Below are 14,550 nucleotides of genomic sequence, written 5' to 3' on the forward strand. Positions count from 1 at the left end.
TCCTTCTTTCTATATAGAATACCTATTCTTTTCGTTTAAATGGGAACCAGTTGGCTGATCCGAACAATTTCACCATTACAGGTACGAACAATGGTAGCACAACGAGTGCGTACAGTAAAAGTCCTGTAAGGACAAGTGTTGCAATCTGCAGGAGAGACAGCACACCTGATGGAAGCATGGCGGCAAATGTTCCTGCCAAAATAACAGCAGCAGACATAATGACAGACCCCATATTTTTCATTGATTCAGTCATGGCAAACTGGATGTCTTTTGTTTTGTATTCATTGAACCGCTCCATTAAGAAAATCGAATAATCGACTCCGAGCGCCATTAATATGACAAATCCAAAGAATGGTACAGCCCAGTTAATGCCAGGATATCCGAAGAAATGGGTGAAAATAAATTCTGTTACACCGATTGCTGTAAAGTAAGTCAATATGAGTGAACCTACCAAGTAAAGCGGCATGACAAGCGAACGGAACAAAATAACCAAAATAAGGAAAATACCAATCATCATATAAAGCACTGTCTTATTGAAATCTTGGTCTGACAGTTGTTTCAGATCAGCATTCATACTTGATACACCTGAGACGCCAAATGACGCATCTTTTAGGTTTGTTTCAGGAAGTGCCCGCTCGACAGAAGCTTCCACTTGTTTAATCGTCGACAAGGCGTCATTTCCATATGGATTTTTCTCTAAAATGACATCAATCTTTGTCATCTTGCGATCATCTGACATGTATGAATCAAATACTTGCTTAAATGCTTTATTTTTCAAGACGTCTTTTGGAATAAACCAGCCGGCCATGTCTTGATCTGGTGCATTTTTCAGTTCGTCTAAGTAGTCACCTGCACCCATTAAGCCGCTCGAAATTTTCTCCAGTCCATTTACACTTTTGTTCAGGCCGTCTGTCAGCTTGGTCAGGTTATCCCCAAAGCCGCCAATCTTTTCTTTCATTTGCTTTTGGCCATTAATGATGTCCCCCGCTCCATTTGCAAGCTTTGGCATATTATCAGCTAGTTGTCCTTGACCTTTAGACGTTTGATCCAGTCCATTTTCAACTGCATCTAAGCCAGCAATGAGTTCATCGATTTGATTCGTCAAGACTTTTTGCTGCTCTGAAGCTTTTGCGATAAAGGCATCAGCTGCTTCAAGCTGCTTTCTAGCTTCTTTCGCTTGTTTGGCATAGCTGTCTGCCTGTTTCGCCCCTTCTTGCAAGGTCGCAGAAAGTTCATTGTACGAAGCTTTAATCGCTTGATACGATTGATTTTCTTTTACCTGCGGGATTTGCTTTTCAAGGGTACTAAATTGTGTATTTGCTTGTTTGATTAACGCTTTTACATCTGCTGCGGCAGAGGATGACGTATCTACTTGCGCTAATGCTGCCTTTAATTCTTTGGAAATGCTTTTATACAGTGAAACTTGCTGATTCACTTGTGCGACTTGAGCCATTAATTCCTTTTTTGCACCTTTGATTTCATCTTTAATGGCTGCTACACCTTTTTTATTTTGGTCGATGCCATTTTGCAATTTTCTTAAGGATTTTTCAACATTTTGAATCCCTGTTTGCACAGATTCTGTACCAGAAATCAATTTGTTAATGCCTTTTCCTGATGATTTGATTTGCGGTGTTTGATCCTCAATGGATTGACTCATTGTCGTCAGTGCATCTTGGATATTTTTCAAGCCTTCATTGCTTTTATCAAGTCCTGTGTTCAATTCTTTGGCTTGTGATTTCACGTACAGATCACTCAGCCCTTTACCGACAGGACGGGTGGCACTTCTCACTTTACTGACCCCATCTGTTTGTTCAATTGCACGGCTGAGTTTTTCGATGGCAATCAGCCCTTCATTGTTGTCTAAAAGGTCAGATGATTTCACAACCACTGTTGCCGGAAGTGCTTCACCCGGTCCAAACTTATCAGAAATGGTATTGAATGCGTTAACCGATTCGTATTTATTACCAATTTCATCTAAGCTGTTATAAGAAAGAGTTCCTTTATACATGAGAATTGGCGGAAGCGTAATGATTCCTACAATTAATAAGCTGAAAAGCGGTTTCTTAAATGAAAAACGGCCTGCTGTTTCCCACATTTTTGACTGCGGATGGGCAATATCGCCTTTAATCGGCCAAAATAACACCTTTCCTAAAACTGCCATAAAGAACGGCACAATCGTGAGAAGAGCCACAATGAGCACAGCAACCCCAACTGCTACTGCAACAGCTGATTTATAAAGCTGGAATTGTGCGAGACCAATACATGTAAAACCGATCAGAACCGCAATTCCGCTGAATAAGACGGTCTTTCCTGCTGTTTTATACGTAATCAGAATCGCCTCAATTTTATCTTTACCATGTGCGATCTCTTCCTTAAAGCGGCTGAGAAGCAGTATGCAGTAGTCCGTTCCAATTCCAAACATGATCGCGACCATAAAGATCTGAGTAAAGGTCGAGAGCGGAAAGTCTACATATTTTACTAAATAAGCCACGATCGATTGACTCACCAAGTAAGACAGTGCCACTGCGACTAACGGAACGAAAGGCGCCACAGCTGACCTAAAAACAAGAATAAGGACAACGAGAATAAACCCAATCGTAATGAATTCTGTTTTCTTCAGGCCTTCCTGCGAACTTGTGATAACATCATCATCAATTAACGGCTGCCCTGTCATTTCAAATTTCAGGTTTAAGCTTTTCAGCTTTTCATTGACTCTTTCTTTAAAATCGGACGCTTTGATTTTGTTTGAGTCATATGTAACTGGAACAAGGAGTGTCGTTTGATCTTTAGAGAGCATTTGTTTTTTGATATCTTTATTGGCTTCAAAGTAAGAAGTGATGTCCTCTATGTGGAGATCTTGATCTTTTTCTAAAATGTCCATTGCCTTTTTTAAAGATGTTTCTCTTTCTTTCACAATGTTCTTTTCTTGAAAGACAATGACGATTGATTTTTCTGTATCGCCGTTTTCAGACATTTTCTTTAATAACTGATTGGCATATGAAGACGGATAGCCGTCTGGTACAGAAATTTGCCCTTTTTCTTTTGTTAACTGCGCCATATTAGGAGCGGTGATGAGTAACACTGCCGCTAATACGACCCACAGGATCGTGATCAGCCATCTACCCTTTATGATTGCTCTCATTAGTACTTTGTGCCTCCTCTTCGATGATCACTTGATAGATCTTTTCATATGTTTGAATAAATGATTCCATTTCTTTTTCTTCAAGCTTTTCAAAATAAGATCGAACCAGGTCTTGAAGCTGCTTTTCCATTCGGCTGACCACATCTTTGCCCTCTGGCGTGACGTACAGGTGAACATTTCTTCTGTCAGCTTGATCATGTTCACGAAAAATATAGTTTTTCGTAAAAAGACGGTTGGTCATCGATGTTACAGCACTTTTGTTTACATTACATACATTAGCAAGGTCCGTAGATGTACACCCTGGATGTAAATTGATGTATCGAAGCGAGTAATATTGATCAAGCGTCAGCTCTTTATCAAGCTTTTCCGTGATCATACTCGATACTTTTTTCTCCATCATGAGATAGACATCTGCGTATCTCTGGATGAGCTGGGCAATTTTATTTTGTTCCATACGCTGCTCCTTTTTAGTTTAAGTGTTTAACTATTAAAGAGTTTAACTAATGACCAAAACAATTGTCAATGAATATCCTCCCAAATAAAACGGCTTTTTCAATGAACATAAAAAAGACAAACTCTGCCGATATGAGTTTGTCTTTTTACATTTATTTTGTTTTTGGGACGACTTTGAAAACAGACATCCGTTCTTCATCAATTTCTTCATCTAAAATTTGCTGAATATCAGTCAATTGAATTTGTTCCAGCATTGTGACGACATCAAATAAGCTCATGTCTAAGAATGCATATCGAGTAAATTGGTTCGCAATATATTCTGGAGAATTCATGGCTTTTAAAAAGCTGCCGATTTTTTTCTTGCGTGCAAGTTCAATTTTCTCTTCTGTCATGAGGCTTTTTGCTTGAAGAAGGGTTTCTTTTAATACCTTTGCGAGTTGATCAGGATCATTTGTATCCCCGCCAACTGAAGTAAAGCCAAAGCCGCCCTCTTCTGTATAATCGTAGCTGAATGTTTCATCAATTAAGCCTTTTTCATACATCTGTTCATATTGTAAGGAGCTTTTGCCAAACAGCGTCTCTAAAATGAGGTTCATCCCAAGCTCATGCTTTAGCAGCTGATTTCCTTTTTTATGCGGATTCTTTGTTTTCAAACCGAACATACATTTAGAGCCTTGTACGTTCATTGGAAGTTCGTATTCTTTCCGGTACACACCTTCTGGCTCATTGATGTCTTTTCGTTTGATCTCCGGCTGATCTGTAAATGGCTTTTTCGCCTGATTCGCTCTGACTTGATCTAAAATTTGCTTCGGATCAACAGGCCCGACGACGAATAGAAGCATATTGCTCGGGTGATAGAACGTTTCATAACATTCATACAAATGATCTTTTGTAATAGGGGCAATGCTCTCTACTGTTCCAGCAATATCTATTCTCACAGGATGCTCTTGATATAAATTTTCAATCAGACCAAAGAATAAACGCCAGTCCGGATTGTCATCATACATGTTAATTTCTTGACCAATGATGCCCTTTTCTTTTTCGACTGTTTTTTCAGTAAAATAAGGCTCTTGAACAAAATCAATGAGTGTCTCAAGGTTTTGTTCGACATTTGAGGTGCTTGAGAATAAATAAGCCGTTCTCGTAAACGTTGTAAAGGCGTTTGCGGATGCTCCCTGTTTACTAAAAGTATGAAACACGTCTCCATCTTCTTTTTCAAACAGCTTATGCTCTAAGAAATGGGCAATTCCGTCAGGCACTCGAATCATGTCTTCTTTGCCAAGCGGCACAAATTCGTTATCGACAGAGCCATATTTTGTTGTAAAGGTCGCATAGGTTTTGTTAAACCCTTGCTTTGGCAGCACATAGACGTCAAGTCCGCTTTCCATTTTTTCGTGATAGACCGTTTCTTGCAGCTGATCGAAATGAATTGTTTTCACTGTCATGAAGCACCCTCCGTTCCTTTAAGAAAATAGGTCGTATCCCATTCAATTTTCTGACCCACATTGATGATGTCCTCTTTTGTCACACGGTCTAATGCTTCTAAAAAGGAATCAAGGGTTTCCCCAGTTGGTACAACGGCATGCTGATACAAATATTCTGCTGTCCCATAAGACGTATCGATCGTTTCGAGCAGCTGATTTTTGACGACTGCTTTTGTTTGATCAATCGCTTCATCTGAAAAATCACCTTTTTGCATCGCTTCAAATTGTTCTTTGATGATGTCCACTGCCTGCTGGTAGTTGCCGACTTCAATCCCTGACATGACCATCATCAAGCCTTTAAAGCTTTCAAGTCTAGACACAGCGTAGTAAGCTAGACTTGCCTTTTCACGAACATTAATGAATAGCTTAGAATGCGAGAAACCGCCGAATATGCCATTAAACAAATGCAGCGCCGGATAATCTTTATCTGCAATCGTTGTATGTGTACGAAAGCCAATATTCAGCTTGCCTTGTTTCACGTCCTCTTCATCAATGACTTCTTTTGGTTCATTTTGAGGTCTTGCTGATTCAGCCTGCTGTTTGACTGGTTCTCTTTCACTTGTTTTAAAGTATTGGGAGACCATGCGGCTGATGTCTTGTTCGTCAACATCTCCGACAACATAAAGATCAAGCTGGTTTGAATGAAGCGCATGCTCATAAGCTTCAAAGAGCGAGTGAGGTGTGATTGCTTCGATGTCTTCCATTTCACCATTGACGTGCAACGCATATGGTTCACCTTTACACATTTCCTGCACGAGTCTTAAGTTCGAATAACGCATTTTGTCATCATAAACTGCCTGAATTCGCTGTTTTAATGTGCGTTTTTCTTGATCTACATATAATTGACTAAACACTCCTTCTTCAACATAAGGGCGGAATAATAGGTCAGATAGTAAGGCAATCCCTTTTTCTAGTAAAGGGGTTTGATCCTTTAAATATTTTTCATTCGCCATTTCTAGGCGAAAGGTAATGATGTGATTCTCACCTTTTTTCGCCATGTCTGCCGAAACGGTTGCTCCATAGAGATCATCAAAATAGGCACGCAGTGCGCCTGTTTTCGGCATCTTTTCTGTTCCTCTTAACAGCACATGCGGGAAAAGAGAACGCATGGTGACGTCATCTTTGGATAGCGGTGCAAGCATTTTAAAAAGGATTGTCACGGTTTTAAATTTTTCTGTTTTGACAATATGAGTATGAAGACCCGGTGTGTCCAGTGTCTTCTCTTGTAAGTACGTCATGAGAAACCTCCTTTGTTCATCCTATTTATTATGTATTAGAACATAGCTGATATATACGTGAAACAGCCATTTAATAGACATTATATCAATCAGAGGAAAGGATAGGAAATAAAAACGCCTCTGCTCATAGCAGAGACGCCAGTCGTTATTTCATTCTAAACGGCCACCAATTCCATTTACCAAAAATACGAACCATGACCGGAATAAAGAGGGGCAATACAACAAAAGCATATAATAAAAGTCCAATGAGTACGACTGTTGCAATTTCAACAAGCGATAATACTCCTGATGGCAGCATAGCAGCGAACGTACCTGCTAAAATGGCCACTGCAGAAATAATAACAGAACCCATATTTCTCATCGCTGATATCATCGATGCTTGTACATGCTCTCCCTTCCATTCATTAAAACGATCCATGAGGAAGATGGAATAATCGATCCCGAGCGTCACAAGAATGACAAAGCTGAAAAATGGGACAGCCCAGCTGACACCATCGTAGCCAAAAAATGTTTTAAAGATCCATTCTGTTAACCCGATTGATGTAAAGTACGTTAAAATCAGTGAAAGTGTTAAGTATATCGGCATGACGATTGACCGTAATAAAATAATTAAAATAATAAAAATACCAATTAACATGAAGATAACAGTTCGAATAAAGTCACCGTCAGACGTTTCTTTTAAGTCCACATTTAAGCTTGAGATACCAGATACACCGTATTTGGCATTTTTGAGTCCACTTACAGGTAAATATTGATCAAGGGTTTCCTCAATTTTCGCGACACCTTTCATCGCTTCATTGCTGTATGGATTCACATTTAAGATGACTTCAAAAGTCGTTAATTTACGATCTGGAGACATATACGTATGAAAGATTTGCTTAAATTCTTGGCGTTTCAGCACTTCTTCTGGAATAAACCAGCCCGTTATTTCTTCATCTGGCGCTTGCTGAAGCTGCTTTAAGTAGCCGTCAGCCTCGGTGAAGCCGCTTTTGACCTGCTCAAGCCCTTCAATACTTTCACCTAATCCATCTGTTAACAATGTAAGTTTTGATGAAAGCTGGCTAAATCCTTTTTTGATGGCTTTTTGGCCGTCTGTCAGCTGATCTGCACCATCTTCGATTTTAGGCATTTCTTTAATCAATTGTTTTTGGCCCTCATTTGTTTGGTCAAGGCCGTCATAAATTTGATCAAGCCCATCCATGAGCGCTTGCACTTGGCGTCTTACTTCTTTTTGCTTGCTTGATAAGGTTTGAATCACTTGATCTGCCTGCTTGATCTTTTGCTTAAAGTGAGCGGCTTCCTCTTCATATACACTCATTTGATCCCCTGCTTGATCAAGCATTCCTTTTGTTTCTTTGAATACCTTCTTGATTTCTTTATATTCATCCATGTCTTTTACTTCTGGAAGACGATTTTCTAGTGCTTCAAATGAAAGATTTTCATAGGATGCCCTTACTTTCTTAATGGTTGTCATCAGCTGCTGATTCGATTTCGCATGGCGTTCAAGTGTATTCACCACTCGCTCTAGCTCTTGAAGCATCGTTTCGCTGCTGCGATATTCTTGCTCTAATTCTTTTTTCGCTTTTTTGATTTTACTTCGAATGGTGCCGACGCCTTCCTTACTGCGTCTCACTCCATCTTCTAAAGAGATTAAGGATTCCCTAACTTCTCCGATACCGCTTTTGATTGCTTTTGTTCCATCAATCAGCTGGTCAATGCCTTGAGCGGATTCTTCAATTTTTGGTTTTTGTTTGAGAAGAGCGAGATTTGTTTCGGTCAAGCCATCTGAAATTTTCCCGATTCCTTCATGGCCTTTGCCGAGTTCTCCTCCAAGCTCTTTCGCTTGAGATGTGACATAAAGCTGGCTCAGCCCGTCCCCAACAGGCCGCGTGACACTGCGGACTGTTTTGACTTCGTCAATGTCATTTAATTTACGAGTTAGTTTTTCAATCATGACAATGTTTTCCTGATTATCCAGCTTATGATCATTTTCGACAAGCACATTCAGCGGCAGCGCTTCACCAAAGCCAAATTGCTCTGATATCGTATTAAATGCTGACACCGACTCATACTTATTCCCAATTTCATTTAAACTGTTATAAGATAGGGTGCCGTCGTACATCAGAATAGGAGGCACCGTAATAAGAGCGACTAACCCTAAGCTGATCAGCGGCCTTTTAAATGAAAAACGCCCAGCCCATTCCCACATTTTACTTTGCGGATGCCGAATGTTTTCTCTTTTAGATGGCCAGAATAGAGATTTTCCGAAAACAGACATAAAAAAGGGAACGATGGTGACAAGGGCAATCAGCAGAATGCCTACTCCAACGGCAACACTAACGGCTGATTGATACAATTGGAATTTAGCAAATCCAATACTTGAGAAGCCGACTAACACGGCTAAGCCGCTGAAAAATACCGTTTTCCCTGCACATTGATATGTGACGATAATCGACTCTTTGACATCACGGCCTTGCCCGATCTCCTCTTTAAAACGGCTTAACAGCAGGATGCAATAATCCGTTCCGATACCGAACATAATGGCTACCATAAAAATCTGAGTAAAATTAGATAGAGGAAATTGTGTATATTCTACGAGAAAAGCCACAATACACCGGCTGACAGCGTAAGAAATGCCTATCGTAATGAGCGGAACAACAGGTGCCAATATCGATCTGAAAACAATGATTAAAATAAAGAAAATAAAAATCATCGTGATAAGTTCAGTTTTCTTCAGACCTTGTTGAGAGCTTTGAATGACATCTGAATCCACAAACTTTTGACCCGTTATTTCATATGAGACATGATAGGGCTTTAAAACTTCCTCAATTTGTTCTTTAATCTTCACAGCTTTTGTTTCGTAGTGGTCGAATTTGAATGGAACAAGAAGTGTACTTTTATCCTTTGATAAAAGTTGTTTTTGAATGTCCGGATCTACATGAAAATACGAAGTAATTCCGTCAATGTGGAGTTCTGGGGCATTTGACATGAGTGCAGCTAAAGCCTTTTTTAATTCCTGCTCTTTCGCAGGGAACAGATGTTGTTCGGAGAATACAAGCACACCTGTATCTTTCTTCCCGTTCTTATCTGACAGCTTATCCAATAGGTGAAGTGCCTCAGCTGTTGGTGTCCCCTCCGGAACCTTTAATTGCCCTTTTTCTCTTGTTAATTCCTCTAAATCGGGCGCAGTAATAAACAGAATCACAGCTGTTATCATCCACACCACTAATACAATCCATCTTGCTTTAATTATTTGCAACATAGCTGCTTCAAGCTCCTTCTACTTCTTCAATCAATTTGCTGTATTTGAGCGTGTCTGAAGTGCTGACTGCGTCTCCTTCAAATGGCAGGATGACCTATTCAATTGTCCTTTCGTGTTGAAGAAGCATATCTCCATCATCAGCACGCGAGCTCAATTTCTGCCTAAAGAAAGACAGAAAATGAATGTTTTTGAACACCTCCAATTTGGGATAATTTAAAAGATATTACTATACATTAGTTTAACTATCAAAATTTTACATGTCAATTTATAAAAAAGAAAAAAGATGGCAAAATACCATCTTTTTTCTATATTTAAACCGTTTTCAATTGTTCACTCTCATCCTCTTCATCTGGCTGGATGAAAAAGAGGACCAAAAATAGTGAAATGAGACTGCAAATGGTCGAGAGAATAAAAACAATGGAGTCCCCTTTATCCATTAGATAGGCAAAAATCGGAGGTCCTAAAGCAACACCGATAAAACGCATACTGCTATAAAATGACGTAATGGTACCGCACTGCTCTTTTTCAATTCCTTCTGTAATCAGCGCATCAAGTGCAGGCAGCACAATACCGATGCCCACTCCGCCAATGCTTAAACAGATAAACAATACGAAAAAGCTGTGATTCCACCATAAAAAAATATAAGAAAGTGATAACAAAGCCATCCCTACGATTATAAAGATTCTCATTTTTCCTTTTTCTTTTCCAATCGTTTTTCCAGCAATGTAGGAACTGATTGATAGAAAAAGGAGCGGAATACTCAGCAGGAGCCCTTTTTTAACGCCTTTTATTTGATAAGCTGCCTCGAGGTTATCGGATAAGTAAAAAAGCACACCAAAAAGAAGAAACATAATAAAACCGCCAATAGCAAAAATGGCATAAAGCCAGCGTCCCTCATGCTTAAAAATGGTCTTTGTTGATTTTAAAAATTCTTTAAATGTAGGCGGGTCCTCCTCTTTTTTCGCCGACTCTACCATGAACAGTACCATGAGAAAGCTGATGATCGAAAAGAACGGAATGAACCAAAACGGCACAAACCAAAACCATGAAGCAAGAAGTGCCCCAATAATAGGACTTAGTACCTTACCTGCTGTATTAGAGGTTTCAATGGCGCCAAGTCCGGCACTGACCTCTTCATCATCATGAAACAAATCTCCAATAAACGGCATAACGACAGGTGCGGCTCCAGCTGAACCAATCCCTTGAAGGACCCTGCCAAACAGAATCCACATATAAGGTTCTTTCATGATCGTTGAGGCGACTGCTGCCACAGCTCCTCCAAGTCCAGCGATTAAAAGACACGGCAGCAGTACCTTTTTCCGCCCAATCCGGTCTGATAAGTAACCGGCGATTGGAATACATAAGATGGCTACAACCGAATATACCGTAATAATGAGAGAGACTTGAAAGGAAGTAATCGAGAGTTTCTTTTCTATCTCTGGCAATACTGGTATTAACATCGAGTTCCCTAGTGTCATGATTAGAGGCACTGATGATAATGCAATGATATTCTTTTTACTGACTGTTTTCTCGCCCAACATCATTCACCCAATTCTATATACTGTTACGTATTAGTGTGGCAAGTTTGACGAGTATTATGTATGGGCAAACAAAAAGCAGCCGCCTATGGAAGCGACTGCTTATTAAAATCGTTTGCGTATGACATGAAAACTGAATTTATCCGCTCGAAAATAATTGAGGGAGTATAAGACCGGCTGATCATCCTGATCATAGTGCATTTGTTTCAGTAATAATAACGCCGTTTCAGGGTCACAATCTAGAATCGGTGAGACCTGATCGTGGTAGCCAATTGGTTCAATGTCAGCAACTGCATATTTAATCCCGCTGTGCGGTTCTCTTCCAAACAGCTCAAAAAGAGACTCTTCTTCATGTGTAAAAGAAGCGGGAAGATGTTTGACCGGAATTTTATCTAAACAATAAACAACTGGCTGCCCATCTGCCGTTCGAACGCGTTCCATTGAAAAAATCCCATCAGATTTATCACACTGAAAACGAATGACATCATTCTCTGTCGGCTCCCCTTCTTGCGAGGATAAAAAGATGGTGCCAGGCGTCATATTGACCTGCTCAATCATTTTCGTAACACTTGTCAGCTGTTCTATGCCTGTCGAAAAAAGCGGTCTTGAATTGACGAAAGTCCCTACCCCATGCCTTCTAATTAAATACTTCTCTTCTTCTAATATACGAAGGGCCTCACGCAGTGTCGCTCTGCTCACACCTAGAAGTTTTGAGAGCTCAAACTCAGAAGGCAGTTTTTCTTTTTCAGCATATACACCTGTTTGAATATCTTCTTTAATACGGTCAATCACTTTCAAATATAAATGGCGATTGTCTGTTTTGGTCGACATGTTTTCCCTCCGTCTAATCAATGCAAATGATAAGATGAGAAATCTCTATTCCGAGATAAGTTGAACATAACTATATCATGTTTTTGCAAATAAATAAATAGTCTGACATCCAGTTAACATAATCATACTATTGTTCACTGTTTTTCAGGAAAGCTCTCTTCAATTTATGAAGAGAGCTCGTCATATTGTTCTTTTGAGAGAAGAACTTCTCTCGGTTTACTTCCTTCATATGGGCCTACCACGCCCCGCTCTTCCATTGCGTCAATGAGACGTGCCGCCCGGGTATAACCGATGCGAAATCTTCTTTGCAGCATAGAAACAGAAGCCGTCTGCATGCCGATAATCAATTCTACTGCTTCATCATATAGATCATCTTCCACAGCCGCAAGCTGATCCTGCGTTTCTTCGCTCGGAATCATTTCCTCTTGGTATTGTGCTTTTTGCTGTGTGATCACATGATCCACAACATGTTCCACTTCTTCATCTGATAAAAAGGCGCCTTGCACACGAACCGGCTTGTTTGCACCAACAGGTAAAAACAGCATGTCTCCTCTTCCCAGTAGCTTTTCTGCGCCTCCCATATCAAGGATCGTCCTTGAATCTGTTTGAGAGGATACGCTAAAGGCAATGCGGGATGGGATGTTGGCTTTAATGACACCTGTAATGACATCGACAGAAGGTCTTTGTGTGGCGATAATCAAATGAATTCCCGCAGCACGAGCCATTTGAGAAAGTCGTGTAATGGAATCTTCCACATCAGAGGAAGCGACCATCATTAAATCTGCAAGCTCGTCTACAATGACAACAATATAAGGAAGCTCTGGCTGTTTAGCATCTTCTGTTTGATTCATCCGTTTAATGTAATCATTGTATCCTTCAATATTTCTTGTCCCCGTATGCGAAAACAATTCATAGCGGCGTTCCATTTCGCTGACTACTTTTTTAAGGGCCTGCGATGCTTTCTTAGGGTCTGTTACGACAGGAGCCAAAAGATGCGGAATGCCGTTATACACATTTAATTCAACCATTTTCGGATCAATCATCATCATTTTCACTTCGTGAGGCTTCGCTCTCATGAGAATGCTTGTGATAATACCATTGATACACACACTTTTTCCGCTTCCAGTCGAACCTGCTACAAGCAAATGCGGCATTTTGTTCATTTCAGCAAGCACAGCTTCACCCGAGATATTACGGCCGAGTCCAATGAGGAGCTTAGCATTTGGACGGTCATTTTGCTTCGATTCTAATACCTCTTTTAATGAAACCATAGCAATTTCTGCATTCGGAACTTCGATGCCGATGGCTGATTTACCAGGAATCGGCGCCTCAATACGAATGTCCTTTGCTGCAAGGGCAAGGGCTAAATCATCACTTAGATTGACGATCTTACTGACCTTCACGCCGACATCTGGATATACTTCATATTTGGTCACAGCTGGACCTAAATGAACCTGTGTGACTTTTGCTTTCACACCAAAGCTTTGGAATGTTTTTTCAAGTTTTCTGGCATTTTCATAAATATTTTTCTTATCTGTTTGCTGACCTGAATGCTGAGGCTCTGCCAAAATATCAAGTGACGGCAATTCATAATCTTTGTTTTCAAGTTCTGTAAATGTCATCGGAGGCGCCTCTTTTGGTTCATCGGCTGTATCTGATTGAACTGGTGCACTTTGCACAGAGTCCTGAAGAGGCGCTGTCTCTTTTTCCGCCTGCTTTTTTTGAACCGTCGGGGTGAGAATGTCATCTCTGTCTGCAAAGCTTGAAATAATCGGCTGGCTATTATCAGAAGACGGCGTTTCCTCTTCGATCAAGATCAGATCATCCTCGTCTTCTTCTTGAATGCGTGAACGTTTTTTCTTTTCACCTGTTTTCTGAGAGGACGCGCTCTTTTTGGCCTGCCTGATTCCTTTCATATCTTCAACAAACGCTTTCCACTGCCTCACCATAAATTGTGATACAGGAATCGTCACTTTTTTCACCATTTCCTGAAGGGATCGGTTTGTAATCAGGACAATTCCAATCAGCATCAGAACAATCGCCATGATTTGCGAGCCTGCTTGTGCAAATAAGAAATAAGAAGCAGCGAACAAGACGGCTCCGATCATGCCGCCCCCTAAATCAGGCGATCCTGTTTCACCTTTCATATCCATCAAGAAAAGCTCAAATGTATTTCTAATCACACTTTGAGAGCCAATGACGCCAGCAGATGAAAGATGCTGAAAGAGCTTCACATGTGACAAAAGCAAGATGCTCGCAATGATGCAGTAGAGACCTGCTTTTCTTCTTGTTAAAATATCTGGGATTTGTTTTTTCCAGAAAATCGTCACACCAAAAAGAAATAATCCGATAAGGCAGAGAATGAACCATTCACCTGCAAAGAATCGGAATAGATGTACAAAGGTTTGTCCAACAACGCCCAGCTGTAAAATGGCAATGATCGCTATGGCAATACAGACTAACCCATTTAATTCATATTTCAGTTTTAGCTGTTTATTTTGTTTTTTTCTCGTTTTCCGTTTTCTCTTTTTAGCCATACTCATCACCTTACTACGAAAGAAAATATAACCTACCGAAAGATCAGAAAGAAAGCAGCCTGGTT

8 protein-coding genes are annotated in these 14,550 nt (G+C 40.3%); all 8 read right to left on the bottom strand.

The genetic code is table 11. The annotated features are described in order from the left end of the window. Positions 1 to 22 precede the first annotated feature (22 nt). The 8 genes from M1D84_RS10600 to M1D84_RS10635 all read right to left on the bottom strand — a co-directional run bounded on the left by M1D84_RS10600 (position 23) and on the right by M1D84_RS10635 (position 14,485). On the bottom strand, positions 23 to 3,142 hold the full coding sequence (locus M1D84_RS10600) for an MMPL family transporter (RefSeq protein WP_185854408.1): 3,120 nt from the start codon (positions 3,140 to 3,142) through the stop codon (positions 23 to 25). Next, complete coding sequence (locus M1D84_RS10605; protein ID WP_044330511.1) at positions 3,120 to 3,596, bottom strand: MarR family winged helix-turn-helix transcriptional regulator; 477 nt, start codon at positions 3,594 to 3,596, stop codon at positions 3,120 to 3,122. Before M1D84_RS10605 ends, M1D84_RS10600 begins: the two co-directional genes overlap by 23 nt. 151 nt (positions 3,597 to 3,747) lie before the next feature. Next, a complete protein-coding gene (yfmH, locus tag M1D84_RS10610; RefSeq protein ID WP_044330513.1) occupies positions 3,748 to 5,040 on the bottom strand; it encodes an EF-P 5-aminopentanol modification-associated protein YfmH in 1,293 nt (430 codons plus the stop codon). Then, the gene (yfmF, locus tag M1D84_RS10615) at positions 5,037 to 6,317 is read right to left on the bottom strand and encodes an EF-P 5-aminopentanol modification-associated protein YfmF (RefSeq protein ID WP_458106248.1); all 1,281 of its coding nucleotides are present in this window, start codon (positions 6,315 to 6,317) and stop codon (positions 5,037 to 5,039) included. The genes yfmH and yfmF overlap by 4 nt, the downstream gene beginning before the upstream one ends. Positions 6,318 to 6,462: 145 nt before the next feature. Then, the gene (locus M1D84_RS10620; protein WP_044330517.1) at positions 6,463 to 9,579 is read right to left on the bottom strand and encodes an MMPL family transporter; all 3,117 of its coding nucleotides are present in this window, start codon (positions 9,577 to 9,579) and stop codon (positions 6,463 to 6,465) included. 311 nt (positions 9,580 to 9,890) lie between these two features. Then, on the bottom strand, positions 9,891 to 11,120 hold the full coding sequence (locus tag M1D84_RS10625; RefSeq protein WP_225315495.1) for an MFS transporter: 1,230 nt from the start codon (positions 11,118 to 11,120) through the stop codon (positions 9,891 to 9,893). Positions 11,121 to 11,222: 102 nt separating this feature from the next. Then, positions 11,223 to 11,948 carry a GntR family transcriptional regulator gene (locus M1D84_RS10630; RefSeq protein ID WP_024424122.1) on the bottom strand — a complete coding sequence of 242 codons (726 nt, stop codon included), beginning with the start codon at positions 11,946 to 11,948 and terminating at the stop codon, positions 11,223 to 11,225. Positions 11,949 to 12,112: 164 nt separating this feature from the next. Then, entirely contained in the window at positions 12,113 to 14,485 is a 2,373-nt protein-coding gene (locus tag M1D84_RS10635) for a DNA translocase FtsK 4TM domain-containing protein (RefSeq protein WP_458106249.1), read from the bottom strand. Positions 14,486 to 14,550 lie beyond the last annotated feature (65 nt).

Source organism: Bacillus sp. PK5-006, assembly GCF_054161415.1.

What these genes read in the sequence shown, in the direction of transcription:
- M1D84_RS10600 (WP_185854408.1), bottom strand. Translation starts at nt 3,142, where the DNA reads ATGAGAGCAATCATAAAGGGTAGATGGCTGATCACGATCCTGTGGGTC.
- M1D84_RS10605 (WP_044330511.1), bottom strand. Translation starts at nt 3,596, where the DNA reads ATGGAACAAAATAAAATTGCCCAGCTCATCCAGAGATACGCAGATGTC.
- yfmH (WP_044330513.1), bottom strand. Translation starts at nt 5,040, where the DNA reads ATGACAGTGAAAACAATTCATTTCGATCAGCTGCAAGAAACGGTCTAT.
- yfmF (WP_458106248.1), bottom strand. Translation starts at nt 6,317, where the DNA reads ATGACGTACTTACAAGAGAAGACACTGGACACACCGGGTCTTCATACT.
- M1D84_RS10620 (WP_044330517.1), bottom strand. Translation starts at nt 9,579, where the DNA reads ATGTTGCAAATAATTAAAGCAAGATGGATTGTATTAGTGGTGTGGATG.
- M1D84_RS10625 (WP_225315495.1), bottom strand. Translation starts at nt 11,120, where the DNA reads ATGTTGGGCGAGAAAACAGTCAGTAAAAAGAATATCATTGCATTATCA.
- M1D84_RS10630 (WP_024424122.1), bottom strand. Translation starts at nt 11,948, where the DNA reads ATGTCGACCAAAACAGACAATCGCCATTTATATTTGAAAGTGATTGAC.
- M1D84_RS10635 (WP_458106249.1), bottom strand. Translation starts at nt 14,485, where the DNA reads ATGGCTAAAAAGAGAAAACGGAAAACGAGAAAAAAACAAAATAAACAG.